This window comes from Prevotella melaninogenica ATCC 25845 (assembly GCF_000144405.1).
Taxonomy (GTDB): domain Bacteria; phylum Bacteroidota; class Bacteroidia; order Bacteroidales; family Bacteroidaceae; genus Prevotella; species Prevotella melaninogenica.
Genome location: NC_014371.1, coordinates 997,030 through 1,021,681 on the forward strand (window position 1 = coordinate 997,030; position 24,652 = coordinate 1,021,681).

Genomic DNA, 24,652 nt, shown 5'->3' on the forward strand with positions numbered 1-24,652 from the left:
TCAAGCCTTAATAGATAACGATACGTTGTGCCTTACCACCATTTACTTGAATCAAGTAAACGCCCTTGTTCCATGAAGAGGCATTAACGTTGAGTTCGTCACCTTGTGCTGAGAGCGAGTGAACTAACTGTCCGCTGAGTGAGTAAGCACGTAGATTCAGCTGCTTTGCACCAGCAAGGAAGGCTGAGAAAGAGCGTTCGCCAGTCATTGTAATGACAGGTACTGCCTGACTCTCTGCGTATCTTACACCATTAATACCATTGGTTTCCTTTTCCTTTAGTACCTGCTTCAAACCTGCGTAAGCGTCAAACTTACCTGCTCCCCACTGTACTGGGTCGCCCGTTTTAGTGACATAGTCATCCTTACGAGCGGTCTGTTGGATGATACGTATTACGTCCTTGACAGTCAAACTTGGGTTTGCTTCAAGCCAGAGGGCAATAGCACCAGCTACAACAGGCGTAGCCATGGATGTTCCGAGAGATTGATGCCAGTAGTATTTCTTACCACCTTTCTCCAACTTACCCTGCAATGCCATGTCAGTATAGCCTAAGTCAGTATTCTCTACAGCATATGTATTAACAGAAGAGATGATAGATGCACCCGGAGCACATACGTGTGGAAGGTTTCTACCATCGGCTAATGTACCGAAAGAAGAGAAGCGTGAAGCCTCGCCTTCAGGGAAGTCATCTTCATCACCTCGCTTGTTGTAGCCATAAACAAAGCCGTCGAGAGATGACCAGTGGTTGCGTACATTGTAGCTACCAACAGTAACGATGTTTGCAGCACATGCCATATCGCTGATAGACCCATTACGTGTTCCGCTTACGAAGCCCTCCTGCTTGTTGCTATCAAAGTAGATAAACTGTGCATCACTGTACACTTCAACACGCTGTCCAGGCTTCTTACTCGTTATTAGCAACGCCAGTTTATAGTTTCCATCCTTGTTATCTTTCTGGTTATCACTGGTCATTATCTGCGCCATAGCGTAGTAACGGCCCGTTTCAGGGTCTATTGCAGAAGCTGCTGTGACGTATCCATCGAACGCTTTCGCAAAGCCTTGGTTAATAACAGCACCTGACATTGAATACTCACCACCTGATGCGTAGGTTATAGGTTGGCCATTTGTATTATTTGGAAGAGGGATTCTGCTAACAACACGGTTGCCACGCTTCGTATTAGTAACAACGATTTGTAACTCGAATTCTGTAGAGTCATTACTATAAGCTGCTATCTGTCCGTTACGAAGATTAAAGTAGGTCTTACCTCCAGAACGCAAAGTATCTGGTTGCATTGGCGTGAGGAAGGTTTTAACCGTTTCATCTGCAGCGGTAAAATTCTTCTTTAATGCGATACCCATGTTCGCTTCGTTACCTGCAGCAACACAGATAATAGCGTGTTTTCCTTCCTCTGCAAGGAAGCGATTCATTACACTTGTAGAGTCGTGTACACCAATGTTACTACCTAATGAAAGGTTGATAACACATGGCTTTGGCTTCTTTCCTGATAGTTTTGCATACTGTACGACATCATCAACACCAAATGCAATATACTGATCACGCAAATCACCGCATGAAGCCACAAGTTCTGACTCTGTCGCACAACCATAGAAAGGATTAGGACCTGTCACTTTATAAGACCTATCGTTATCGTTAGTCTTAGCATAGTTGATATTGCCTTTGTATCCACCCGCCATGATTCCTGTAGTGTGAGTACCATGGAACGTAGTGTAGGAATCAGTCGTAAAGTCCTCAATAGCGTATGCATTATCACGGTTTGTTAAGGTATCAAGCACGACACGAGGGTAATAGTTATCGAATTGATAACCATCCTTATTTGACTGACTGGCTGTAATCTTACTGATATAACCAAATCGCGTGCTTCCGTCTGGCTTGAGGAAGTTGATATGGTTAGGGTCAATACCACCATCAACAATACCCGTTACCACTCCTTTACCAGTGTAAGCCTGTGGGAGGTCGATACCTTTGTGAATCTTATCTACGCCAATCTCCTTACGTACGACGTCCATCTTCTGATAAACACGACGTGGGAGTTCCATACGACGAACGCACTTTAAGCCTGCAATACGCTCAATGTCTTTTATTGGAGCCACGACAATGGCAATATTACCACGTACACGCAGCACCTTTACGCCTTGTGCCTCTAAGTCTGCACGGTCGTTCTGATCCTTCATTTCGACCATTGCCATTGTGTTCTCTGGTACACTCTTTGGGCGTTCAAACGAACGTGTACGACTGTTGTAGGTAGGAATGGAAGTGTTACGGAGTTTGAACAGTTCCAACTGACTTTGTAGGTCAAGCTTCGACTGACCGTAAGCTAATCCTACCGAACATAAACAAAATACAGTGAGTAGAATTTTTCTCATCGCTTGTTAACTATAACTTTTTTACCGTTAATAATATATACTCCATTAGGCAGTTGTGTGCCTTCTATGCGCTTGCCATCGAGACGATAGACTACAGCCTTCCCTTGTTTTACGGCTTCTATGGCATCAATACCAGCTGTGTCGCCCTTGAGAAGGACATCTAAACGGTCGTTGTTCTTCAAATCAAACTCAAAGCTTGTGCCGCCAGGATAGGATGGGGCAAGTATCGTTCCATTGAGTTTAACTACCATCTTACTCAAGTCGTTGCCGTAAGCACCAAGCATGAAATGATGATCGTCGGCTGAGAACATCACCGTGTTTTCACCTGTCTGCATCTTAATCGTTGAATGGTCAGAGCGGTAGAAGTTGAATCCATAGTTCGCAAGACTGATGTCGTCAATGAAAACTGTTGCCTTCTGGTCGCGCACAATGGCTGATGTCGTAACCTCAATCGTCATACCATCGGTTAGTCTTATCTCGTATGCTCCTTCGTAATTGGCTGTTACAGGAGTGCCATTTGCTTTGATAGACTCAATCTTACAACCGCTATTAGGTTTTATTTGGATGAGGTTATTCTTCTCGCCTAACTCAATATTATTACTGCCATTCTGTAGCGTTATCACCTTATTATTATAGCTTTGTCCCTCATAAGCGGTGATATTTGCTGCCTTATCAACAGTCAGCACAGCCTTTACAGTAGCATATTTATGTGCTTGAATATCAAAGACAAGATTGTCTTTCACATAGCATTCGTAGGTACCATATATCGTAGTGGCAGTCCCATTAACCTTGAAAGCATCTAAAGCATAGTTTCTTTGGTCGAAAGTTAATGACAATTTTGTTCCAGCTTTCAGCTTGAAATCAGCGTCATTGTAGTTCTTAACTTCCTCACCATCAGCCATTACCTTTGAGATAACACCCTTTGCTTTCTCGTCAGTAAAGTTGAATTTAACAGGATAAGATACGTTTGGATAATCGGCTTTAATGTCAACAACACAGCCAGCGGTCAGCGTGACAAAGTATTGACCACTTGAAGGAGTAACGTCGTTACCGTCGAGGGTCACCTTATATATAGGGGCATCACCATAATTAGCATTGGTAATTACAAGTGTTTTCTCGGTATTAGGAATCCATTTAACTGTGTTTTCACCATTTTGTAACTCTACAGACGTGCGTGATTCATTGCGTGACACCCTCACTTTTGAGGCATTATCAACGTTTACAGTACATGAACCTGTGCGAGCTTTAGCTAAGTCAGCACTTTTAACAGTGAAGAGCTTATTATTGTCTGCATCCGAAACATAGATGTTGCAACTGGTTAGATTATTAATAGTCTGTGGTGCAGAGTTATCATTATCAATCGTCTTGAGGACACTCTTTAAGTAATAACCCTGTTTTGCCTCAATGGTTAAGGCACCATATTGGGGCACAGTAATTTCATTTGTTCCGTTAGCAAGATTGACAACGGGCAAGTAATTTACTTTGACTGAAACTCTGTTGATATCATCAACCTTGACTCTTACAGTCGTGTCAGCCTTTACGTTTACTGACGAAAACGCCAGTAGCATTAAGAAAATAAAATAGTAAACCTGCTTCATATATACATATTTATAGTTAATCGAATATTGGATGTAACACTTTTTCTATGGTATCTGCACGTATGGCAGAAGATATTTTAGAGGAATTGATGAGTAAAGACTCTTACAGGTTATTCGTTCTATTATATATCTGCTGCAAATATAAATATTATTTATAAAAGAAGCAATCTTTTTTCGATTAAAATTATACTTTAAATCATAAAATGTATTATTAATTTCTATTTCAAACAAAAGAGTACATAAAACACTTATAATTATAAAATCCTCGTAGTTTGTAAGCTACAAAAGGGTTGAGCAGATATTTAGATAAAAGAGAACGGGATGTGATTGTAAAAAGGACACATTTGAATATGTAAATAAGTAGACAAAAGTATACGACATTAGTTTAAGAAAATAAAAGATATTAGAAAACGAAGTTAACAAGAAGAATTATCTACAAAGTCGTTTGATGAGTGGCAGGAAACGATCAAATCCCACCTATTAACTATATAAGAAAAATCGTTTTAATTTGTTTCTCTGCTCTTAGACCAGTAATCTATTAAGCTTATTTCTGGGTCTTCAGGATTTTGGAGTGATAAATTTTGCCACTTAAGGTTAGGTTTCTGAGAAAATGTCACACGGAGAAAAGGAGAGGACGGAGGATTATTAAAACAAAGCAATGGAAGTCACGGAGGCACCGTCGGTGCATAGAGCGACGGAGTTTGTTTGCCATTTCTATTAGTAATTTATACACAAAGCGTTTATCCCAAAAGACTTCTCAAGAATCTGTACGCTACGCCTCCGTCGCTCTTTGTGCCGTCGGCACCTCCGTAACATTGCACAACCTCCGTCCTCTCCGTGACTCCGTGTGCCTATCATATAAGACTTTTAGTTTATCACTCCATATTTCATGAAAACCTTATTTTTAATAGTATAACCTACTTCTAACAACAAATTAAGACCTCATCGGTCATATATTACAACGTAATTAGTACTCAGCACCATTGGTGCTAAGCATCAGCACGACATGTGCGGGGCTTCAACACATCATTTGAAGACAGAAAGAAAGGGACGATAAGATTATAGTAATAAAGATAGTAAGCCACTAATTTCTAAGGGATATAGTGAATGTTTACCTGACAGCAATACTTAGAAAAGCTGTTATAGCCTATCTTTATCTATTCTTTTTGTATGAAAAAATAACCCGACAATGATTGTTTATTTTTGTAGCAAAGGCAAAATGAAAGTTCTTCAAGCTAACTCAACAAACAGAACACATAACTCGTTAACTTGTCAACTCGTCTACTTGTCAACTTGTCAACACATCAACTCGTTAACTTTACAACGTTATTTCTCCAGAACCAAAGCAGCGATGGTGCTGTTCATCATAGACAACACAGAATTGTCCAGGGGCAACGCCATGGATATTTTCGGTAGAGTGAATAATACACCTACCGTCCGACAACTGTTCAACAGTTGCGGGATGGTACTCAGGTGTGTGGCGAATCTTGAAGGTAATCTTCTCAGGTAAGGTTGTGATACCTTCTGTTAGGAAGTGGAAGTCATGGAGCGGGAAATCTTTTTTGTAGGCTGTAGCAGGGTCATAGCCATGACTTACATACAGGATATTTTTAGTTACATCTTTTTTAATAACGAACCAAGGGCCACCGCCAAGACCGAGTCCCTTCCGTTGCCCGATAGTATGGAACCATAGTCCTTTGTGTTCGCCAATCTTCTTTCCCGTTTCAAGTTCGATGACGTCGCCTATTTCTTCGCCTAAATAGCGGCGTACATACTCATTATAGTCGATATTTCCAAGGAAGCAGATTCCCTGCGAATCCTTTCGGTGCGCATTGATAAGATTCTCTCGCTCGGCAATCTCTCGCACCTCATTCTTCTCGTAGTGGCCAATAGGGAAGATTGCTTTCTTCAGCTGCCAGTCGTAAATCTGTGCTAAGAAGTCAGTCTGGTCTTTGACTGGATCAGGACTTGTGGTGAGCCATTTACGTCCGTCAATCCATTCTGTCTGTGCATAATGGCCCGTTGCGATGAGATCATAGTCATGTCCCATCTTCTCATCAAAAGCCCCAAACTTTATCAGTCGGTTGCACATCACATCTGGGTTAGGCGTAAAACCAGCCTTCACCTTCTCCATGGTGTAGCGTGTCACCTGGTCCCAATACTCCTTATGGCAGTCGATGACTTCCAACTTACAGCCAAAGCGGCGTGTCACAAGTGTAGCCATCTCAAGGTCTTCTTCAGAGTTACAGTCCCAGTCTTCCTTCTCTTCCGGTCCTATCTTAATATAGAAACAGTCAGGATGTAGTCCTAATCGTGCAAACTCATAGACCACAACCGAGCTGTCAACACCGCCAGAAAGGAGAACGGCAATACGCTTACCTTCGAGTTCCTGAATATTCATCTTTACAATCTTTCCTTCTTTCTTATTCTTTTGTTCTGACTTTCTCGTCAGCTGTTTTCTTTTTATGTGCCACCTTCATTCTATCGAATCCCATGCCATAGACACCATTGACAGCACCTTGTGACACAAAGGCATTCGGGTCTATTTCGTCAATCACTTGATAGATGGAGTGTGCTTCAGAACGACGTGCGATGACAAAGAGCATTCCCACCTTCTTACCAGTGTAGAATCCACGAGCCTCAATAACCGTACAGCCACGATCAACATCGTTGTTAATGGCAGAACCAATCTCTCCCCAGTGTTCAGAAATAACAAAGAACTGCACGGAACCACGCATACCATTAATAAGGTAATCCACCACATAGGTCATTACGAAGAGAACTATGTAACCATAGATAACCTTTTCCCAATTCTCCAAGACTAAGTAACTGGAACTGATGATACAGAGGTCACAAGCAAGGATGACACGTCCGAGTGACACATCACGATACTTGTGAATCATTGCCGCAATCACATCCGAACCGCCCGAACTGGCATTATACTGCAAGGCGATGCTGACTCCGACACCTAATAACACACCACCTACAACGCAGGCGAGGAAAGGTTCGTCTGAAAACAACGGATGTCCAGCAAAGACCTCACGCAATACCGACGTCGAAAAGGCGAACACTAATACGGCAAAAATCGTCCTAACACAAAACTTCCAACCCAATATCTTTAACGCGACAAAGAGCAGTATGCCATTGATAGTAAGGTAGGTATACTGCACAGGGATATCAAGACCCCACTGAATAACCGATGCAATACCCGCAATACCACCAATCGTGATATGATGTGGCAATAAGAATGCACACCAGCCAAAGCTGCCGATGAGCATTGCCAATGCAATCATCAGAAATTCGCGTACATCTCTAAACTTATTTTTTCTTTTTCTTACCATTGTGTTTGTCAACCATTAGCATTGTGCAAAGTTAGTGAAATAATTATGAAAGTCAAGTGAATAGCTAATTTTTTTGCACACAAAACTTATATCTTTCAGATGTTTTTATTATTTTTGCGCGTAATTTTTAGCCTTATATTAAATGATAGAATTGTTTTCCGCAGACGGTTGGCTGAATCAAGCCATAGTATCTGTCAATTATTTTACATGGACATATATCCTCGTAGCAGGACTCGTTATTTGTGCTTTGTGGTTTACATGGCGGACGCGCTTTGTGCAGTTTCGCATGATTGGCGAGATGGTTCGCCTATTAGGAGATTCGACAGGAACACATGACGAAGGTGAGAAACATGTATCATCTTTTCAAGCTTTTGCCGTCTCAATTGCCTCACGTGTAGGTACTGGAAACCTTGCTGGTGTGGCAACTGCGATAGCCATTGGTGGCCCTGGTGCTGTCTTTTGGATGTGGGTTATTGCCCTCTTAGGCTCTGCAACAGCCTTCATAGAGTCTACACTTGCCCAACTTTATAAGCGTCGTCATGCTGACTCATTCATTGGTGGACCAGCCTATTACATTCTACATGGTATGCATTGTAAATGGATGGCGAAACTCTTTGCCGTACTGATTACAATGACCTTCTGTATGGCTTATATCTCCATACAGAGTAATACGATTTGTGGTGCTATGCAAAAGGCATTTTCTATTGATCCGACATGGATGGGTGGCGCTCTCGCTATACTCTCTTTAGCAATCGTTTTCGGTGGTATTCAGCGTATTGCCAAAGTTAGTAGCGTACTCGTTCCGCTGATGGCAGTGAGTTACGTACTCCTTGCTTTGGTCATTATTGTAATGAATATTCAACTCATTCCACACGTCTTCCGCCTTATCGTTGAGAACGCTTTTGGCTTTGAACAGGTGGCAGGTGGCGGCTTAGGTGCTACGATGATGAACGGTATTAAGCGTGGACTATTCAGCAATGAGGCAGGTGAGGGTTCTGCTCCTAATATTGCAGCAACCGCATCTACTACTCATCCCGTAAAACAAGGACTCATCCAGTCGCTCGGTGTATTCACAGATACGCTCCTCGTTTGTAGCTGTACGGCTTTTATCATTATCATCAGTGGACTTTATGTCAACAATTCTGAGTCAGGAATTCTCCTTACTCAGGTTGCTTTAGAGAGCGAAGTGGGCGCAGCTGGTCCAATCTTTATAGCAATAGCCATCTTCTTCTTCGCTTTTAGTAGTATTATCGGAAACTATTATTATGGTGAGGCAAACGTACGATTCCTTACTCAAAAGCCTTCAGCCATTCTCGCTTTGCGTGTGATAACAGGTGGTGTAATGGTGATGTTTGGTGCCATTGCCAGCCTCGACCTTGTATGGAGTATTGGTGATTTCTTCATGGCTCTCATCACGATTTGTAACCTCATTGCTATCTTAACACTTGGTAAATATGCCTTCCGCCTACTCGATGACTATCGTCAACAGAAACGGGCAGGCGTGAAGAGTCCTGTCTTCAAACGTGAGACAATGCCCGATATAGCAAAAGATATTGAGTGTTGGTAATTCAGAATCACTGTTGTAATTCATAATTCAAAATTCAAAATTCATAATTATGATTACTACTATAATTCATAATTTATAATTCACAATTCATAATTATGATTACCGATATTAAGTGTGGTTTATCGCTACAAGTTACGTGAGACTCGACAACAGCTAATAAACGACTACGAATTAAGCGAATGATACGAAATCTTTTGTAATAAGGATTCGCATAATTAGTCCACCCTTAAAAGCCTAATATTCCTCTGATTCACAGTATATTATGCTGAAAATTATTTGCTTATATCTGCAAGTTTTTGTACCTTTACATTATAAATCTTGCAGATATTTATACTTAAACGTACATCCAAACAGCTCTCTATGTTCTCTTTTTTAGAGGACATGCTTAGTCATCAACATCCCCTTTTTCAACTTAGTAATAAGATTAATTGGGAGTGTTTTGAAAATGCTTTTTCTCCATTGTATTGCAATACTAATGGTCGCCCCGCTCATCCTATTCGCTTGATATGTGGTCTTTTAATCTTAAAACATTTGCGTAATGTTTCAGATGAAATGGTTGTTTCTCAATGGAGTGAGAATGCTTACTATCAATATTTTTGTGGTGGACTTGAATTTATGCCCAAACAACCCTGCGACGCTTCCGAGTTAGTTCACTTCAGAAATCGTATAGGTGAGGAAGGTATGGAGTTAATATTAGCAGAGAGCATCCGTGTTAATACCGACCATGATGACGAAGATCATTTTGATACGGCTTTCATTGATTCTACCGTGCAGGAGAAGAATATAACCTATCCAACAGATGCGAAGTTGCATAAAAAGATAATCAAAAACGTTCTGAAGATAGTTCATGACAAGTGTCTTCCTCTACGACAAAGTTATACGCGTACGTTGAAAGGGATTTACCGTTCCCAACGTTTTCGTAATCATCCCAAGAATCGTAAGAAAGCTCCTAAGGCAGATAGGCAACTGAAGACTATAGCAGGTAGATTAGTAAGAGAACTAGAGCGTAATCTTGGGGGAAGGAAAGGATATGAGAAGATGTTTGAGCTATATTACAGAGTTCTTTCTCAGAATAGGAAGTCAAAGAACAAAATATATTCTCTGCACGAACCAGATGTAGTTTGTGTCAGCAAGGGTAAGGAACATAAGCAATATGAGTTTGGCAATAAAGTATCTATTCTTCGCTCATGGTCAGGACTTATTCTTGGGGCATGTTCTTTTAGGAATGAATATGATGGGCATACTATCGAAAAGACATTGGAACAAACCCAAAGGATGACAGGAAAGTAGGTTGATAAGTTAGCAGGAGATAGAGCGTATAGAGGTGTAAAGCAGATTGGGCAGACAAAGATACTCATTCCAGACACTCCTAAAGCTAAAGACAGCTACTACCAAAAGAAACACAAACTATTTTGTAAACGAGCAGGTATAGAGCCAACCATAGGACATCTTAAAGCAGACCATCGATTATCTCGCAACTTTTATAAAGGTGTGAAAGGAGATGCTATCAATGTCTTATTAGCGGCGGCAGCATATAACTTCAAAAGAGCTATGAGAGTTCTTTTGGACCTTATAAAAAGAATCAGCATAGAGTTTGTCTGTACAGACTTTATGCTGAAATATAGTTTTTAAGGGGTGACTAATTAGCAAAATTCGTAGTCGGTAAAAGTGAGATAGAGTGCTAAAACACATATCATAAAGTTCAAAGCTCAAATCTCAAAGTTCAAAGTTAACGGTTCAAAGTTCAAAGCTAATAATGGTAATCATAATTATGAATTTTGAATTATGAATTATGAATTACAACCGTGAATTATGCATTATGAATTACCCCCGCTTATCTTGCTTCTAATGATACCATCAACAGAGAACTTGCCAGCACCAGCGAACCATGAGAGAACGAAGATGACAAGGTAGAGGAAGGCTAACTCACCATTGCTAACAGAACCGCCATGGACAGTTGTGAAGGCAACGAGCATGGTGAAAATCATTGGCAAGAGTGCTAAACGTGTGAGGAAACCAAAAACGAAAGCCAAACCACACACTAACTCGCCAAAAATACTCAATCCTACTGCCACCTCACCACTCAGACCGAAGGGTGCAGGGAAGTGTGCAGCTGTTTCTGAGAAGTGCTGTAACTTGTCGAGTCCGTGGCTCGCAAATGTCAATCCGAACACAAGGCGTGATGCCAATAAAATAAGTGATGTCTTTGTACTCTCAGCTTTTGGGAATAGTAATTCTAAACATTTCATATCTTACAATCTTTTATATTTATACGTTTTACCTATGGTGCCATGTCGCCCTACCTTATTATATAAGCGTGACTATGTGGAGAATAGCACTGCGGTCATATCTTTAATTCATTACAAAGATAGGGATAAATTCCCATTCTATCCTAACAATACCCCAAAAAGTTTATCGAAAGCGACGAAAAATACCATATATGTGGTATTGACTTACAACGATTATTTATGCAACATTCTTATCCTTCATATGCAAAAACCGAAGAATCATTTGCATAGGATAAGTTAGTACTCGTTTTTAAAGAGATAATAAAGATTGCATTTTACTGTTTGCAGACTGAGAAATATATTTACATATCAACCCTACAAAACACCTCTTTTCGCACAAAAAACAGTATTTCTCAACACCCTCACAACTCTATAATAATCAACAAGTTACAGAACAAGAATGTAAAAGGTGCTTAATTGGACTTCAAAAGGGCGTTAGTAAGGGTCTTAAAGAGCATCTTTTGCAAGTCAAAAGGGCGTTAATTCAAGTCTAAAAGATGCTCGTTAATTTTCGAGGTTATGAATTTTATTTACAAGCCTATATAATAAGTCACACGGAGAAACGGAGGGAACGGAGATAAGGAAATGTCACGGAGAGAACGATGAGACTAAGAGTGACGGAGGTATAGCGTACAGATTCCTAATAACTTTGAGGATAAACACCTTGTTTATAAATTGATAGTAGACATCTTATCTTCTCTGTATTTCAGAGTTGCTGTCACTTCTGTCAGCCACAATCATCACTTAACTCATTAATTTACAGTATTGTTACGCAAAGTGTTAAAAGTGACAGCAAACTAAAACAAAACTATTCTTGTAGGTTTGGTAATAGTAGCTCTTTGCGTAAGGAGGCTTTTATTACCTCATCCCTCTGGTAAGTGTATTGTTATTATTCATGAAGAAAAATACCTGTTATAACCTTTTTTATGCCGTTGCCTATCCCCATTATTAGGTATTTACTGTATAAACATTTTCTATTCTGTTTTTTTTCATTACCTTTGTTTGTTAAAATGTAGTTAAGTTGACGAGTAAACGAGTTGACAAGTGAACAAGTTGCTTGAGAAGAAGACAAAGGAACTTTGAAAAATTAACAAGTGAACAAGTTGACAAGTGAACAAGTTGCTTGCAGCAATAAATACAATAGACAGAAGTAATCATAATTATGAATTATGAATTTTGAATTCTAAATTATCAAAGCTATGAAGTTATCAGAATTAAAGACTGGAGAAACTGGTGTTATCGTAAAGGTATCAGGACACGGTGGTTTTCGTAAACGAATCATAGAGATGGGATTTATCAAGGGTAAGACCGTTGAGGTATTGCTCAATGCACCCTTGCAAGACCCCGTTAAATATAAGGTTATGGGTTATGAGGTTAGTCTTCGTCATAGCGAGGCTGACCAGATTGAGGTATTGTCGGATGTGAAGACTCACTCTGTTGGGAATGAGGAGGAGCAGGAAGACAATCAGGTTGAGATGGATTCAACCACAGACGACAGCACGGACAAGGAGCTAACGCCCGAGAAACAATCAGATGCTGTGCGCCGTAAGAGTCATACAATCAATGTGGCACTTGTCGGTAACCCTAATTGCGGTAAGACATCGCTCTTCAACTTTGCATCGGGAGCACACGAACGAGTAGGTAATTATTCGGGTGTGACGGTTGATGCGAAGGTGGGACGTGCTGAGTTTGATGGCTATGTGTTTAACCTTGTAGACCTCCCAGGTACTTATAGTCTTTCAGCCTATAGTCCTGAAGAACTCTACGTGCGTAAGCAGTTGGTTGACAAGACACCAGACGTAGTCATCAATGTGATAGACTCGTCTAACCTTGAGCGCAACCTCTATCTTACAACCCAGCTGATAGACATGCACATACGTATGGTTTGTGCGCTAAATATGTTTGATGAGACTGAACAGCGTGGTGACCATATTGATGCACAAAAGCTTTCTGAGCTCTTCGGAGTGCCGATGATACCAACAGTATTCACCAATGGTAGAGGTGTGAAGGAACTCTTCCGCCAGATTATTGCCGTTTATGAAGGGAAAGAAGACGAGTCGTTGCAGTTCCGTCATATCCATATCAACCACGGACATGAGATAGAGAATGGTATTAAAGAGATGCAGGAGCATTTGAAGAAATACCCTGAACTCTGCCATCGCTACTCTACCCGCTATCTTGCCATCAAGCTGTTAGAGCATGACAAGGACGTAGAGCAACTCGTTAGTCCGTTAGGTGATTCGATTGAGATATTCAATCATCGTGATACGGCAGCCGCTCGTGTAAAGGAGGAGACGGGTAATGACAGCGAGACAGCCATCATGGATGCCAAGTATGGTTTTATTAATGGTGCGCTGAAGGAAGCGAACTTCTCGACAGGTGATAAGAAAGACACCTATCAGACCACCCATGTCATCGACCATGTCTTGACAAACAAATACTTTGGCTTCCCAATCTTTTTCCTTGTACTGTTGGTAATGTTCACTGCAACCTTCGTCATTGGTCAGTATCCAATGGATTGGATAGAGGCTGGTGTGGGTTGGTTAGGCGAGTTCATTTCTACGAATATGCCTGCCGGACCAGTAAAAGATATGATCGTCGAGGGTGTTATCGGCGGTGTAGGAGCTGTTATCGTGTTCCTCCCTCAGATATTAATACTTTACTTCTTTATCTCCTACATGGAGGACTGCGGCTATATGTCACGTGCCGCCTTCATCATGGACCGACTGATGCACAAGATAGGACTGCATGGAAAGTCATTTATCCCACTTATCATGGGCTTCGGTTGTAATGTGCCAGCGGTGATGGCAACACGTACGATTGAGAGTCGGAGGAGTAGATTGATAACCATGTTGATTCTCCCCTTGATGAGTTGTTCGGCTCGTCTACCTATCTACGTAATGATTACGGGTTCGTTCTTTGCGTTGAAATATCGTTCGCTTGCCATGCTCTCCTTATATATAATAGGTGTGTTGATGGCAGTGGCAATGAGTCGTTTGTTCTCAGCTTTTGTGGTCAAAGGTGAGGATACGCCATTTGTGATGGAGCTACCACCTTATCGTTTCCCAACATGGAAGGCAATTGGTCGCCATACATGGGAGAAAGGTAAACAGTATCTTAAAAAGATGGGAGGTATTATCCTTGTTGCTTCTATCATCGTATGGGCTTTAGGCTACTTCCCTCTTCCAGACGATCCGAACATGGATAATCAAGCACGACAGGAACAAAGCTATATCGGACGAATCGGTAAAGCCGTTGAGCCAGTGTTCCGTCCACAGGGTTTCAATTGGAAATTGGATGTTGGCTTGTTGTCTGGTATGGGTGCAAAAGAGATTGTTGCATCAACAATGGGCGTACTCTATTCTAATGATGGTAGCTTCTCTGACGACAATGGTTATAGTAGTGAGACAGGCAAATACTCAAAGCTACATAATCTGATTACAAAGGATGTAGCAACTATGCATCACATCAGCTACGAGGAAGCAGAGCCTATTGCAACACTTACAGCCTTCTCGTTCCTTCTCTTTGTACTGCTTTACTTCCCTTGTGTAGCCACGATAGCAGCTATTAAAGGCGAAACTGGCAGTTGGGGTTGGGCTCTCTTTGCTGCAGGTTACACTACAGCATTAGCCTGGATCGTTAGTGCTGTGGTCTTCCAAGTGGGCATGCTGTTCATGTAGACGCTGTAATAATTCAGAATTCATAATTCACAATTCATAATTATGATTACCGTTATAATTTATAATTCAGAATTCAGAATTCAGAATTCAGAATTCATAATTATGAACACCATTATTAGCTTTGAACTTTGAGCTTTGAACTTTATGATATGTGCTTTAGCACTCTATCTCACTTTTAGCGACTACGAATTTTGCTAATTACGCAAATCCTTATTACAAAAGATTTCGTATCATTCGCTTAATTCGTAGTCGCTTATTAGCTGTTGTCAAGTCTCACGTTACTTATAGCGATAAACCACACTTAATATCGGTAATCATAATTATGAATTGTGAATTATAAATTATGAATTATAGTAGTAATCATAATTATGAATTGTGAATTATGAATTATGAATTACCAACGCCTTCTAAAAGGAGTACGCCAAGTTCACCAATATTGAGTTGCTGGCAGCATGATACTTACCGTAGGCAAGGTTGAGTTTGAATTGTTCAAGGTTGATACCAGCTCCGACACTGAATCCTGCCCCATGCGCACTGGCATTATCAGCTTTACCGATGGTCATTTCGTCTGCCTTACGGAAGTTGTAACCACCACCAACCCAAATACTTTCAGACAGTAAGACTTCTGCGCCGAGATTGAGGTGATTGATAAAACGATAGTCATAATGCGTAAGATCAACGAGGGTAGCAGACACTCTGACAGGGAGGGCAGCGAAAGTCTTGCTCACACCCACCTGCACATCAATCGGCATCTTACCATACTCCTCTTCGTATGCCTTAATCTGTCCACCGAGGTTCTTGGCAACTAAGGATACCGACCACTGTCTTTCAGGCTCATACCAGTTGAGACCAAGGTCTACACCCACCGCCATAGAGTTATAACTACCAATGTAAGAAGTAATGAATTTTGCCGTGATACCACCCACCAGATTACGTGCTAATTCGTAGGAGAAGATACCTTCAACAGCGATTTCGCTGGCATTGAAAGTACCAGTTTGTACGTTGTTAGCATCGACTTCCTTCATCTTTCCGTAGTTCATATACTGCACACCACCTGCCAACGTTGCTTTCTCACCCAATGCTTTCGTATAAGAAGCACCCATATAATGAGCTCCACGCATATAATTCATGTAACTAAGTCCCACGGTTTTATCGCTTACGGAAGAAGCCAAAGCAGGGTTAGAGAACATCAGTGAAGGGTCGTCTTCAATGATAGTAATATTCTCTCCACCCAATGCAGCAGCATGCGCACTCACTGGAAGACGTAGGAAGTTGTATTCAGTTTGACTCTCCTGTGCTCGTATTACAACCGCAAAAAGGGCTAACAGGAGGGTGAAAACAATTTTTTTCATTTAATCTAAATTAATTTCTCGGCAAAGTTACATCTTTTTCCGAATATCTTATTACTTTTGTCGTTGCAACTTATAATGAGGCGTTTTTGTGCCCATTATGGATTGTATAACGGCAGAAAAAGGTGTTTAGTATATCTTATCTTGGAAATAAAGAAGTCAAATAGAGCAGATTTAGAGAATAAGCGGTGGGTTGGTTTCCTCTTGGGAATCATCGTTGCACTGTCTTTCTTCTTTGTTGCCATGGAGTATAATGCAACGGGGAGTGATGATGATTCGGCTAATACTAAAGCCATCAAGAATGTCACGCTCCACGATATGGACATGCTGCCTGCCATTGACCAGCAAGACCTTGCCAAGACACAAGAAGACAAGAAACCTACGATGGAGGACCTGCTCAACCTTAAACGCCGTGATATCCCGAATAAGGTTACGCCTCACGATGCAGGAAGTATGAACTCGAACGATAAGAAGACGGGGGCTCCACAGGTAAGTAACGAACCGATTGTTATGCCGATGGTAACTACTACTACTGAACCTCCGAAGATAAAAGAAGAGGCTAAGAAGGAGATGGAGAAGATGACCGATGACAATTCCGACAAGGTTGTAGAACGCTATGACGACAAGGTTAGCAAGCGAATACTCTCCGAAACGCCAACACCACCGGGCGGATGGGTGGAGTTTATGAAGTGGCTTACGAAGACATTGCAATATCCTGCTGCTGCAAAGGAGAACAAACTGCAGGGAACGGTGAATATTACTTTCATCATCAATGCTGATGGTACGGTTGATGATGTCAGAATCAAGAGTGGTAAGGTACCTGTTCTCAACGACGAAGTACTACGCGTTCTCAAGACAATGGGTAAGTGGAAGCCAGGCATTGAGAAGAATAAACCATGCCGTTCGCTGATAGAGATTCCGTTTGTCTTCCAACTTGCATAAGACTTTTGACCCGCCCAAAAGCCTTCAATGCTTATTTTGAAAATAACTTTTAACTCCAATTCTATATGTACACTGCTAATGAAATTCTGAGTAAAGTAAACGAGTATATAAACAACCTTACTTATGACCGCAAGCCACAAAGCTTGTACGAACCGATAAAATACGTCCTCTCATTGGGAGGGAAGCGCATCCGTCCTACGCTGATGCTGCTTTCTTACAATCTTTTTAAGGACGACCCAGAGACGATTCTCTCACCGGCTTGCGCCCTTGAGACCTATCATAACTATACACTCTTGCACGATGACCTGATGGATGATGCTCCGCTTCGTCGCGGACAGCAGACCGTTCATGTGCGTTGGGATGCCAATACGGCTATCTTATCGGGCGACTCTATGCTCGTTTTAGCTTTCGAAAGAATGGCTCAGTGCGACAGCAGACACCTCAGTGAGGTGCTTCGTCTCTTTACCGTTACGGCACTTGAGATTGGTGAGGGTCAGCAGTACGATATGGAGTTTGAGAATCGTAATGACGTAAAGGAAGAAGAATACATCGAGATGATTCGTCTTAAGACCAGTGTTCTGTTAGCTTGTGCGATGAAGATTGGTGCTATCCTTGCCGATGCTCCTGCTGAAGATGTGGAGAATCTCTACAAGTTTGGCGAGCAGATTGGTCTTGCCTTCCAGCTGCAAGACGATTATCTTGACGTCTATGGAGACCCAAAGGTATTCGGTAAGAAGATAGGTGGCGATATTATTTGCAACAAGAAGACCTACATGCTCATCAATGCTTTTAACAAGGCGAATGCTCGTCAGTGTAAGGAGTTGGAGAAGTGGATTGGCTGTGAGAACTTCAATCACGAGGAGAAGGTTGCTGCCGTCACTGAGTTGTATAATAGCATCGGCGTTGACAAGATGGCTATTGAGCGTATCAACTATTATTTTGATGAAGCAAACAAATATATTGCGGCAGTAAACCTACCTGATGAACGCAAGGCTGAACTGTTAGCGTATGCACAGAAGATGCTGCATAGGAAGTGGTGAAGCCTCCCCCGACCCCTCCGAAAGGAGGGGAGCCAAATAGGATAAAACCCCACCCCGACCCTCCCCAAAGGGGGAGGGAGGCAAATAGGATAAGGTCAGGATAAAGTTAAATAGGTGCATTGATTGCTGAGAAATACTACTCGTCAAGACCTGTCATCCAAAAAAACAACAACACCCAACATTCAACACCCATCACCCCTACACTTCATCAACACCCAACATTTAACACCCAACACCCATCACTCACCACCCAATGATAATAGACACCCACGCCCATTTAGATGTAGAAGACTTTGCTGACGACCTCCCAGAGGTTATCAGTCATGCCCACGAGGCAGGTGTAGGAAAGATTTTCCTACCAGCTATCGACCTCAAATCAGTGGATACTGTATTGGCTGTTTGCCGACAGTTTCCTGACACCTGCTATCCAATGATTGGACTGCAGCCAGAGGAGGTGCGCGATGATTGGCGTGAAGTGTTGGACGCTATGCACGAACGAATCCTACTCTCGCTTCGACAGAAGGCAGAAGGAACAGCCAAACCGGGTGAGACAGTGATTGCGATTGGTGAGGTAGGACTTGATTTCTATTGGACACGTGAATACGAGAAACAGCAGCTTGCAGCCTTTGAGGAGGCTGTGAAGTGGAGCGTTGAGACACGTCTTCCGCTGATGATTCACTGTCGTAAGGCACAGAACGAAATGCTACATATCATGCGCCCGTACGAAAAAGAACTGCCGGGTGGTGTCTTCCACTGCTTTACCGGTAATCAGAAGGAGGCAGAGGAGTTCCTTCGTTTCGACCGCTTCGTGCTTGGAGTGGGTGGTGTATCAACCTTTAAAAGTAGTCATCTGCGCGAAGATCTCCCTGCAGCAGTACCCCTTGACCGCATCGTTCTTGAGACCGACAGCCCCTACATGGCTCCCGTTCCTCATCGTGGTAAGCGTAACGAGAGTGCTTTCATCGTTGAAGTGATGCGCACCCTTGCCCTTAGTTATGGCGTTGATGAAGCTGAATTTGCCCGCCAAACCAATGAGAATGTACGTAGGGTATTCGGTGTTGGGTGTTAGGTGATGGGTGTTAGGTGATAGGTGTTGATGATTTGTTAAGTTATGGGTGATAATGAATTAACAAACTGCGTATATCAATAAACACAGCAACTTACGGTAATCATAATTATGAATTGTGAATTCTGAATTCTGAATTAATACAGTATATGAAGAAAATAACTATCGCCATCGACGGCTTTTCATCATGTGGAAAGAGCACAATGGCAAAAGACCTTGCCAAAGAGATTGGCTATATCTATGTAGATACGGGTGCTATGTATCGCTCCGTTACACTCTATGCGCTACGTCATAACCTCTTCAATACAGACGGAACCATCCGCGAAGAGGAGTTACAGGCACAGATGAAGGATATCAACATCAGTTTCCAACTCAATAAGGAGACGGGGCGTCCAGACACTTACCTCAATGGTGAGAATGTTGAGAACGAAATCCGTACGATGGAGGTGTCATCTCATGTTAGCCCTATCGCCACACTCGCCTTTGTGCGTAAGGCACTTGTCGAACAGCAGCAGCGCATGGGAGCAGAGAAAGGAATCGTTATGGACGGTCGCGACATCGGTACGGTGGTATTCCCGAATGCCGAACTTAAAATCTTCGTTACCGCTTCAGCAGAGGTACGTGCGCAACGTCGTTACGACGAGTTGAAGGCGAAGGGAATGGAAGCAGACTTTGCCGACATCCTTAAGAATGTGCAAGAGCGTGACTATATCGACTCGCATCGTGAGACATCACCGCTTCGCAAGGCTGATGATGCCCTCGAACTCGACAACAGTCAGCTCACAATTGCCGAGCAAAAGCAGTGGCTTTACAACCAGTATCTGAAGGCTGCAGAAGCATAATAAGCTAACAAAAGGCTCATCTTTTCAGGTCCTTTCGTTAAAGTGGTATGATAAACGTACGCACATTTAACGAAAAGACCTGTTTTTTTTGCTATCCCAAGCTATCCTAAACACTACCAACAAACGATCTCGCCCCACCCTTTCACACTAAAAACCACTCTATCTTAACAACGCAAAAACACTAATAAGGACTTGAAAAAACATTACATAAATTCATATAAAACCACTCCTAAAAAGACAAAAAAAGCCTAAGAACACCACGCTTACAACCATCAGTAAATCAAATAGTTATAAAGGAGTAAAACAAGAGGTGCTTAATTAGACTTCTAAAGGGCGTTAGTAAGGGGCTTAAAGGGCATCTTTTGCAAGCCTAAAGGGCGTCTTTAAGAAGCTAAAAGAGCATGAATTGCGTTCGAGCCGTTAGAAAATAATTGACAAAGTTCCTATCACAAGAAAACTATCTGATTGTATCGAACGATAGAAAACACTGAATAGACATAGTAACAATCCGCTTTTTTGTAGTCTTCATAAATTGGGAATGATAAGGATACCGCCCTAAGTTTAGGACTTTGACAATATGTCACACAGAGAAACAGAGGATACGGAGGATTGTTGAAAACAAAGCTACGATAGGCACGGAGCCACTGTAGATGCATGGAGTAACAAAGTTTGTTTGCCGGTTTTATTAACGACTTACACACAAAACCTTTATCCCAAAGGAGTTATCAAGAATCTGTACGCTACAACTCCGTTACTCTTTGTGCCATCGGCACCTCTGTGACATAGCCTTTAGCTCCGTTCTCTCCATAACTCTGTATGCCATAACACATAAGATTTTAGTGCATTACTTCACATTCCAGAAGAACCTCTTTTCACTCTACGCACTAACATTAAGACGCAATAAATCTAAGATTTATGAATTAAGAAATACTAAAATCAACAGAATTATACTTTGTTCAGACTGCTATCTCAACTTAAAATGTTATCTTTGCATCTATGAAGTTAAAAAAGATAATAATGCTCATCGCCTGCATATTCTCTTTTGCAGGTCTGAAGGCACAATATACTATCCAATGCGAAGACACCTGCAGCCATGTTCATGGGCTTGACATGAGCCATTACCAAGGCGATGTATGGTGGGAAACAGTAGCTGAAAACAGCAATCATAAGCTCAATTACGTTTACTTAAAAGCTACTGAGGGCGGTACACGTATTGACCAACGCTATCTTGAGAATATCGAGGCTGCACAACGCTATGGTATGAATGTCGGTTCTTACCACTTCTATCGTCCTGCTATTCCACAAGAGGAGCAGTTGCGCAACTTCCGCATGCAGTGTCGTCCACAAGACCAAGACCTCATCCCAATGGTAGATATTGAGACTACCGGTGGACTGAGTACGGAGGCTTTACGCGATAGTTTACAGAGGTTCCTCGTACTTATGACACAGGAATATGGTGTTAAACCATTGGTTTACACATATACAAACTTCTATAACAGATATCTCAGCGGTGCACTCGACGGCTATAAACTTTTCATTGCACAGTATAACGGACGCGAGCCAGAGCTGAACGATGGAAGAGACATCTTTGCTTGGCAGTACACTGGCAAGGGACGTATCAACGGCGTGAGAGGATATGTTGATAAGTCTCGACTGATGGGTAACCACAGTATGCGTGAGTTGCGATTCCGACGAAAGCGTTAGCTTCAACACCAAGAGAAAAGGAAATAGATAATTATCCACACTACTATAATCTTACGTTAGATAAATGATCATCAAATGCCCTGAATGTGGCCATCAAGTGAGCGACAAGGCTCCCGTATGCCCAAGCTGCGGTGTAGAGATTGCCGGACATATCATTAAATGTTCTCATTGCGGTGAATTATACCTCAAAGAGGAATCATCATGTCCAAACTGTCATCATACGGAACACCATGTAGAGAGTTCTGTAACGGCTGCAGAGCATCACACAAGTGAGGCTACGAACGATAGTAAGGTGCAAGAGCCTGTTGTTCTCATGTCAGTTGACAAGGGGGAAGTAACAGGAAACGATGATGTTATCATCCCAGTAGAGGAAACGGAAGAACACGAAACGGATAATTACGACAATAAGACACAAGACACGATCAACGAGCCAAACACGGAGGAAGAGGCTGTCGATGCCGACTTCATCATGGATGATAATGCTGATGAGGAGGTGATTGCCAATGCCGAGGCAATAGCTGAGGACGAGGAGGAAAGCACTCCGGATAAGAATAATCATCTGTCATTGGCTGTCTCACTGCTCATCGCTGCTATCACTGCAGCCGTATTGCTCTTCCTTTACAACCAAGGGGTGGGCGCAAGCAAAGCTAACAATGAGCAAGAGGCTTTCGCACAAGCAATGAGTAGTAGCGAGCCAACCGTACTAAAGAATTATCTCAAGGAGAATCCATCTGCTTCTAAGGCACATCGTGATAGTATATCAGCCCGTCTAAAGGTGCTAACAACTACCACCCAGAATATGCAACAGTCTGATAATGACCTTTCTGTGGCATTGACCAGCAACTCAAAAGAAGTGTTGCAGCAGTTTATTGCTAAGTATCCAGACTCAAAACATCGTGGTGAGTTGGAAGCAAAGATTGACGAAATAGACTGGGCAGGAGCTGTAGCTAAAAACAACGAGAATGCTTATCTTGGCTATAAGGCGCAGCATCCAAATGGTATTCATAGTAAGGAAGCCGATGAGAAGTTGAAGAATATTCTGACACCAGAGATGGCTGAGGAGTCAGCTGCTGCAAAGGTCACGGATGGTGAGAGAGCAAAAGCGGTTGCTGCGGTTCGCCAACTCTTACAAGGTATCAACAGTAAAAGCACGGATAAGATTTCTGGTGCTGTTGCGCCATCATTAAACTTCCTTGGTTCAGGTGGTGCTACGGTGAAGGATATTCGCCGTTATATGACCGACCGACTTTATCAAGCTGATGTCAAGACAATCAACTGGCACCTTGGTTCGCCTACTGAAGTAACCAAAAATAGTAATGAAGCGGGTGCAGATATTCGCCTAAAGATACCAGCTACTTTGGATATCGATCGCAAGGGTGGTAAGTCTAAACGTAGTTATGTTATCTCTGCGACAATCAAGAACGGCAGAATAACCCATATTAATTGGTAATAGGTTTACCCTTTTAAGGTAAATAAGATTAGCACTTAAACAAGTTTTGTTTTATTGTCGAACGAACTAATTGTCTTTATATTAGCGTTGTAGCGAATTACTTCAAGACAGAAAGACTGACAAAATACCGACAATAAAACAAGACTATTCAAAAACAATATACTTCATATTGGGGCTAATAGTTGGTAAAATAAAACTTGCTGTCACTCCTGTCAGCCATTTTAGGCTCATAAGTACCAACATTTCATTCATTTACGCGAAATGTTAAAAGTGACAGCAACTTATTTTTAAAAATACCAAGTATATATAACTTGATATTCTATGTAAGATGTTATATATGTCAGCTGCCCTTTTCACAAACCATCAACACCCAACATTTAACACCCAACACCCCCACATTAATTCTCAATCTGATCAATCGTAGGCTTTTTAATCTCAGGCACAGGAGCCTTTACAACTGGTTCAGTCTGACCTTCTGGAACATTAGGAACGATGACAGGGTTCTCTGGATCTGCTGTCTCTTCCGACTCAGAAGATTCTTTCTTTGGAGCTTCTGTCTTCTTCTCCTCCTTCACCTCTTCATCTTTCTCCTCTTCCTTTGTCAATACAGGAATCTTCGGACCATTATCAATACCGATAACTTCACCCGACATATCCACTTCGTACTTACGAGGAGGAGCCATCTCACGTGTTTCCATGAGAACAGCAAGTACTATAGCACCCACCACAAGCACAATAGCACAGATGGATACGGGTACCTTATAGGTTGGTTTCTTCTTCATTATCTTCGTTTTCTATCCTTTTATCTTATTGTCTTTTTCGCTTACTCGGTAATCTGCACACAGTAAGGAAGTGGCTGCTGGAGGGTCAGAAAGCTAATTGTTGGCTGATTATCCTTCGTACAAATCAGCGTAGTCTTGTCTCCCTTCACAGCATTACCCATGTCATATCCCATCGCTTTCACCTGTGCCTGCAAGCCCGCAAAGGCAGTACGGTTAAAGACATAGACATAAACCGTCTTACCATTTTGTGCCAAGAGTACCATACTGGAGTTACCACGTCCCATGGCAGTTGGCAGGAAGTCGCTGGTTAGGTTCATATTCTTCACCCAGTTATAGTCCTTTCCAAACTCGTCCGATGAGACTCCTTTATAGCTGTAGCCTTGCTTCTCAAGCACTTGTTTACCCACTTGTAGTGTCTTTGCTTGAAAGATTTTAATCGCATCAGCCATCGAAACAATATCTTTTTGCGCACGTGCTCCCATTGCAAAGAGTAGCACAGTCAATAATAGTAGTATTTTCTTCATTCTTCTTCTTTCATTTATTTCGTGTCATCATCTGCCTTTATCATTTTAAAACAATGATATTATGACACGTTACAAAATTATGAAAAATATGGAGAA

General features: G+C 42.0%; 16 protein-coding genes and 1 pseudogene. 9 read left to right on the forward strand and 8 right to left on the reverse strand.

Annotated elements, in window-relative coordinates; translation table 11 throughout:
• Positions 1–7 precede the first annotated feature (7 nt).
• The 4 genes from HMPREF0659_RS10885 to HMPREF0659_RS10900 all read right to left on the reverse strand — a co-directional run bounded on the left by HMPREF0659_RS10885 (position 8) and on the right by HMPREF0659_RS10900 (position 7,322).
• Entirely contained in the window at positions 8–2,383 is a 2,376-nt protein-coding gene (locus HMPREF0659_RS10885) for a S8 family serine peptidase (protein WP_013265068.1), read from the reverse strand.
• On the reverse strand, positions 2,380–3,981 hold the full coding sequence (locus HMPREF0659_RS10890) for a hypothetical protein (RefSeq protein ID WP_013265272.1): 1,602 nt from the start codon (positions 3,979–3,981) through the stop codon (positions 2,380–2,382). Before HMPREF0659_RS10890 ends, HMPREF0659_RS10885 begins: the two co-directional genes overlap by 4 nt.
• Before the next feature lie 1,318 nt (positions 3,982–5,299).
• Positions 5,300–6,382 (reverse strand): tRNA 2-thiouridine(34) synthase MnmA, encoded by a 1,083-nt coding sequence (mnmA, locus tag HMPREF0659_RS10895; RefSeq protein ID WP_013265446.1) that lies wholly within the window; start codon positions 6,380–6,382, stop codon positions 5,300–5,302.
• 22 nt (positions 6,383–6,404) lie between these two features.
• The gene (locus HMPREF0659_RS10900; protein ID WP_044046111.1) at positions 6,405–7,322 is read right to left on the reverse strand and encodes a YitT family protein; all 918 of its coding nucleotides are present in this window, start codon (positions 7,320–7,322) and stop codon (positions 6,405–6,407) included.
• A 142-nt stretch (positions 7,323–7,464) separates the two neighbouring features.
• Here HMPREF0659_RS10900 and HMPREF0659_RS10905 point away from each other — a divergent pair, with 142 nt between their 5' ends.
• Complete coding sequence (locus tag HMPREF0659_RS10905) at positions 7,465–8,889, forward strand: alanine/glycine:cation symporter family protein (protein ID WP_013265336.1); 1,425 nt, start codon at positions 7,465–7,467, stop codon at positions 8,887–8,889.
• A gap of 330 nt (positions 8,890–9,219) precedes the next feature.
• Positions 9,220–10,521, forward strand: a pseudogene (locus HMPREF0659_RS10910) (IS5 family transposase).
• 185 nt (positions 10,522–10,706) lie between these two features.
• Here the strand turns inward: HMPREF0659_RS10910 and HMPREF0659_RS10915 are convergent.
• Positions 10,707–11,138: a DoxX family protein gene (locus HMPREF0659_RS10915; protein ID WP_013265524.1), complete on the reverse strand. Its 432-nt coding sequence runs from the start codon at positions 11,136–11,138 to the stop codon at positions 10,707–10,709.
• A 1,238-nt stretch (positions 11,139–12,376) separates the two neighbouring features.
• Here HMPREF0659_RS10915 and feoB point away from each other — a divergent pair.
• On the forward strand, positions 12,377–14,857 hold the full coding sequence (gene feoB / locus HMPREF0659_RS10920) for a ferrous iron transport protein B (RefSeq protein ID WP_013265816.1): 2,481 nt from the start codon (positions 12,377–12,379) through the stop codon (positions 14,855–14,857).
• Between the two features lie 407 nt (positions 14,858–15,264).
• Here feoB and porQ read toward each other — a convergent pair whose 3' ends face one another.
• A complete protein-coding gene (gene porQ, locus HMPREF0659_RS10925; RefSeq protein WP_013265700.1) occupies positions 15,265–16,209 on the reverse strand; it encodes a type IX secretion system protein PorQ in 945 nt (314 codons plus the stop codon).
• 141 nt (positions 16,210–16,350) lie between these two features.
• Between porQ and HMPREF0659_RS10930 the strand changes: the two genes are divergently transcribed.
• The 6 genes from HMPREF0659_RS10930 (at position 16,351) to HMPREF0659_RS10955 (ending at position 23,250) form a co-directional block, all read left to right on the forward strand.
• Positions 16,351–17,148 (forward strand): energy transducer TonB, encoded by a 798-nt coding sequence (locus HMPREF0659_RS10930; protein ID WP_013265112.1) that lies wholly within the window; start codon positions 16,351–16,353, stop codon positions 17,146–17,148.
• A 65-nt stretch (positions 17,149–17,213) separates the two neighbouring features.
• A complete protein-coding gene (locus tag HMPREF0659_RS10935) occupies positions 17,214–18,188 on the forward strand; it encodes a polyprenyl synthetase family protein (RefSeq protein ID WP_004359367.1) in 975 nt (324 codons plus the stop codon).
• Between the two features lie 253 nt (positions 18,189–18,441).
• The gene (locus HMPREF0659_RS10940; protein WP_013265351.1) at positions 18,442–19,257 is read left to right on the forward strand and encodes a TatD family hydrolase; all 816 of its coding nucleotides are present in this window, start codon (positions 18,442–18,444) and stop codon (positions 19,255–19,257) included.
• Between the two features lie 146 nt (positions 19,258–19,403).
• Positions 19,404–20,096, forward strand: coding sequence for a (d)CMP kinase (cmk, locus tag HMPREF0659_RS10945; protein WP_013265273.1), 693 nt, complete (start codon positions 19,404–19,406; stop codon positions 20,094–20,096).
• A 996-nt stretch (positions 20,097–21,092) separates the two neighbouring features.
• Positions 21,093–21,800: a glycoside hydrolase family 25 protein gene (locus HMPREF0659_RS10950; protein WP_044046112.1), complete on the forward strand. Its 708-nt coding sequence runs from the start codon at positions 21,093–21,095 to the stop codon at positions 21,798–21,800.
• A gap of 64 nt (positions 21,801–21,864) precedes the next feature.
• Positions 21,865–23,250 carry a zinc ribbon domain-containing protein gene (locus HMPREF0659_RS10955; RefSeq protein ID WP_013265255.1) on the forward strand — a complete coding sequence of 462 codons (1,386 nt, stop codon included), beginning with the start codon at positions 21,865–21,867 and terminating at the stop codon, positions 23,248–23,250.
• Between the two features lie 398 nt (positions 23,251–23,648).
• Here the strand turns inward: HMPREF0659_RS10955 and HMPREF0659_RS10960 are convergent, their stop codons facing one another.
• Both HMPREF0659_RS10960 and HMPREF0659_RS10965 read right to left on the reverse strand, forming a co-directional pair.
• Positions 23,649–24,032 carry a hypothetical protein gene (locus HMPREF0659_RS10960; protein WP_004359358.1) on the reverse strand — a complete coding sequence of 128 codons (384 nt, stop codon included), beginning with the start codon at positions 24,030–24,032 and terminating at the stop codon, positions 23,649–23,651.
• Positions 24,033–24,073: 41 nt separating this feature from the next.
• Complete coding sequence (locus tag HMPREF0659_RS10965) at positions 24,074–24,556, reverse strand: hypothetical protein (RefSeq protein ID WP_013265208.1); 483 nt, start codon at positions 24,554–24,556, stop codon at positions 24,074–24,076.
• Positions 24,557–24,652: the final 96 nt, after the last annotated feature.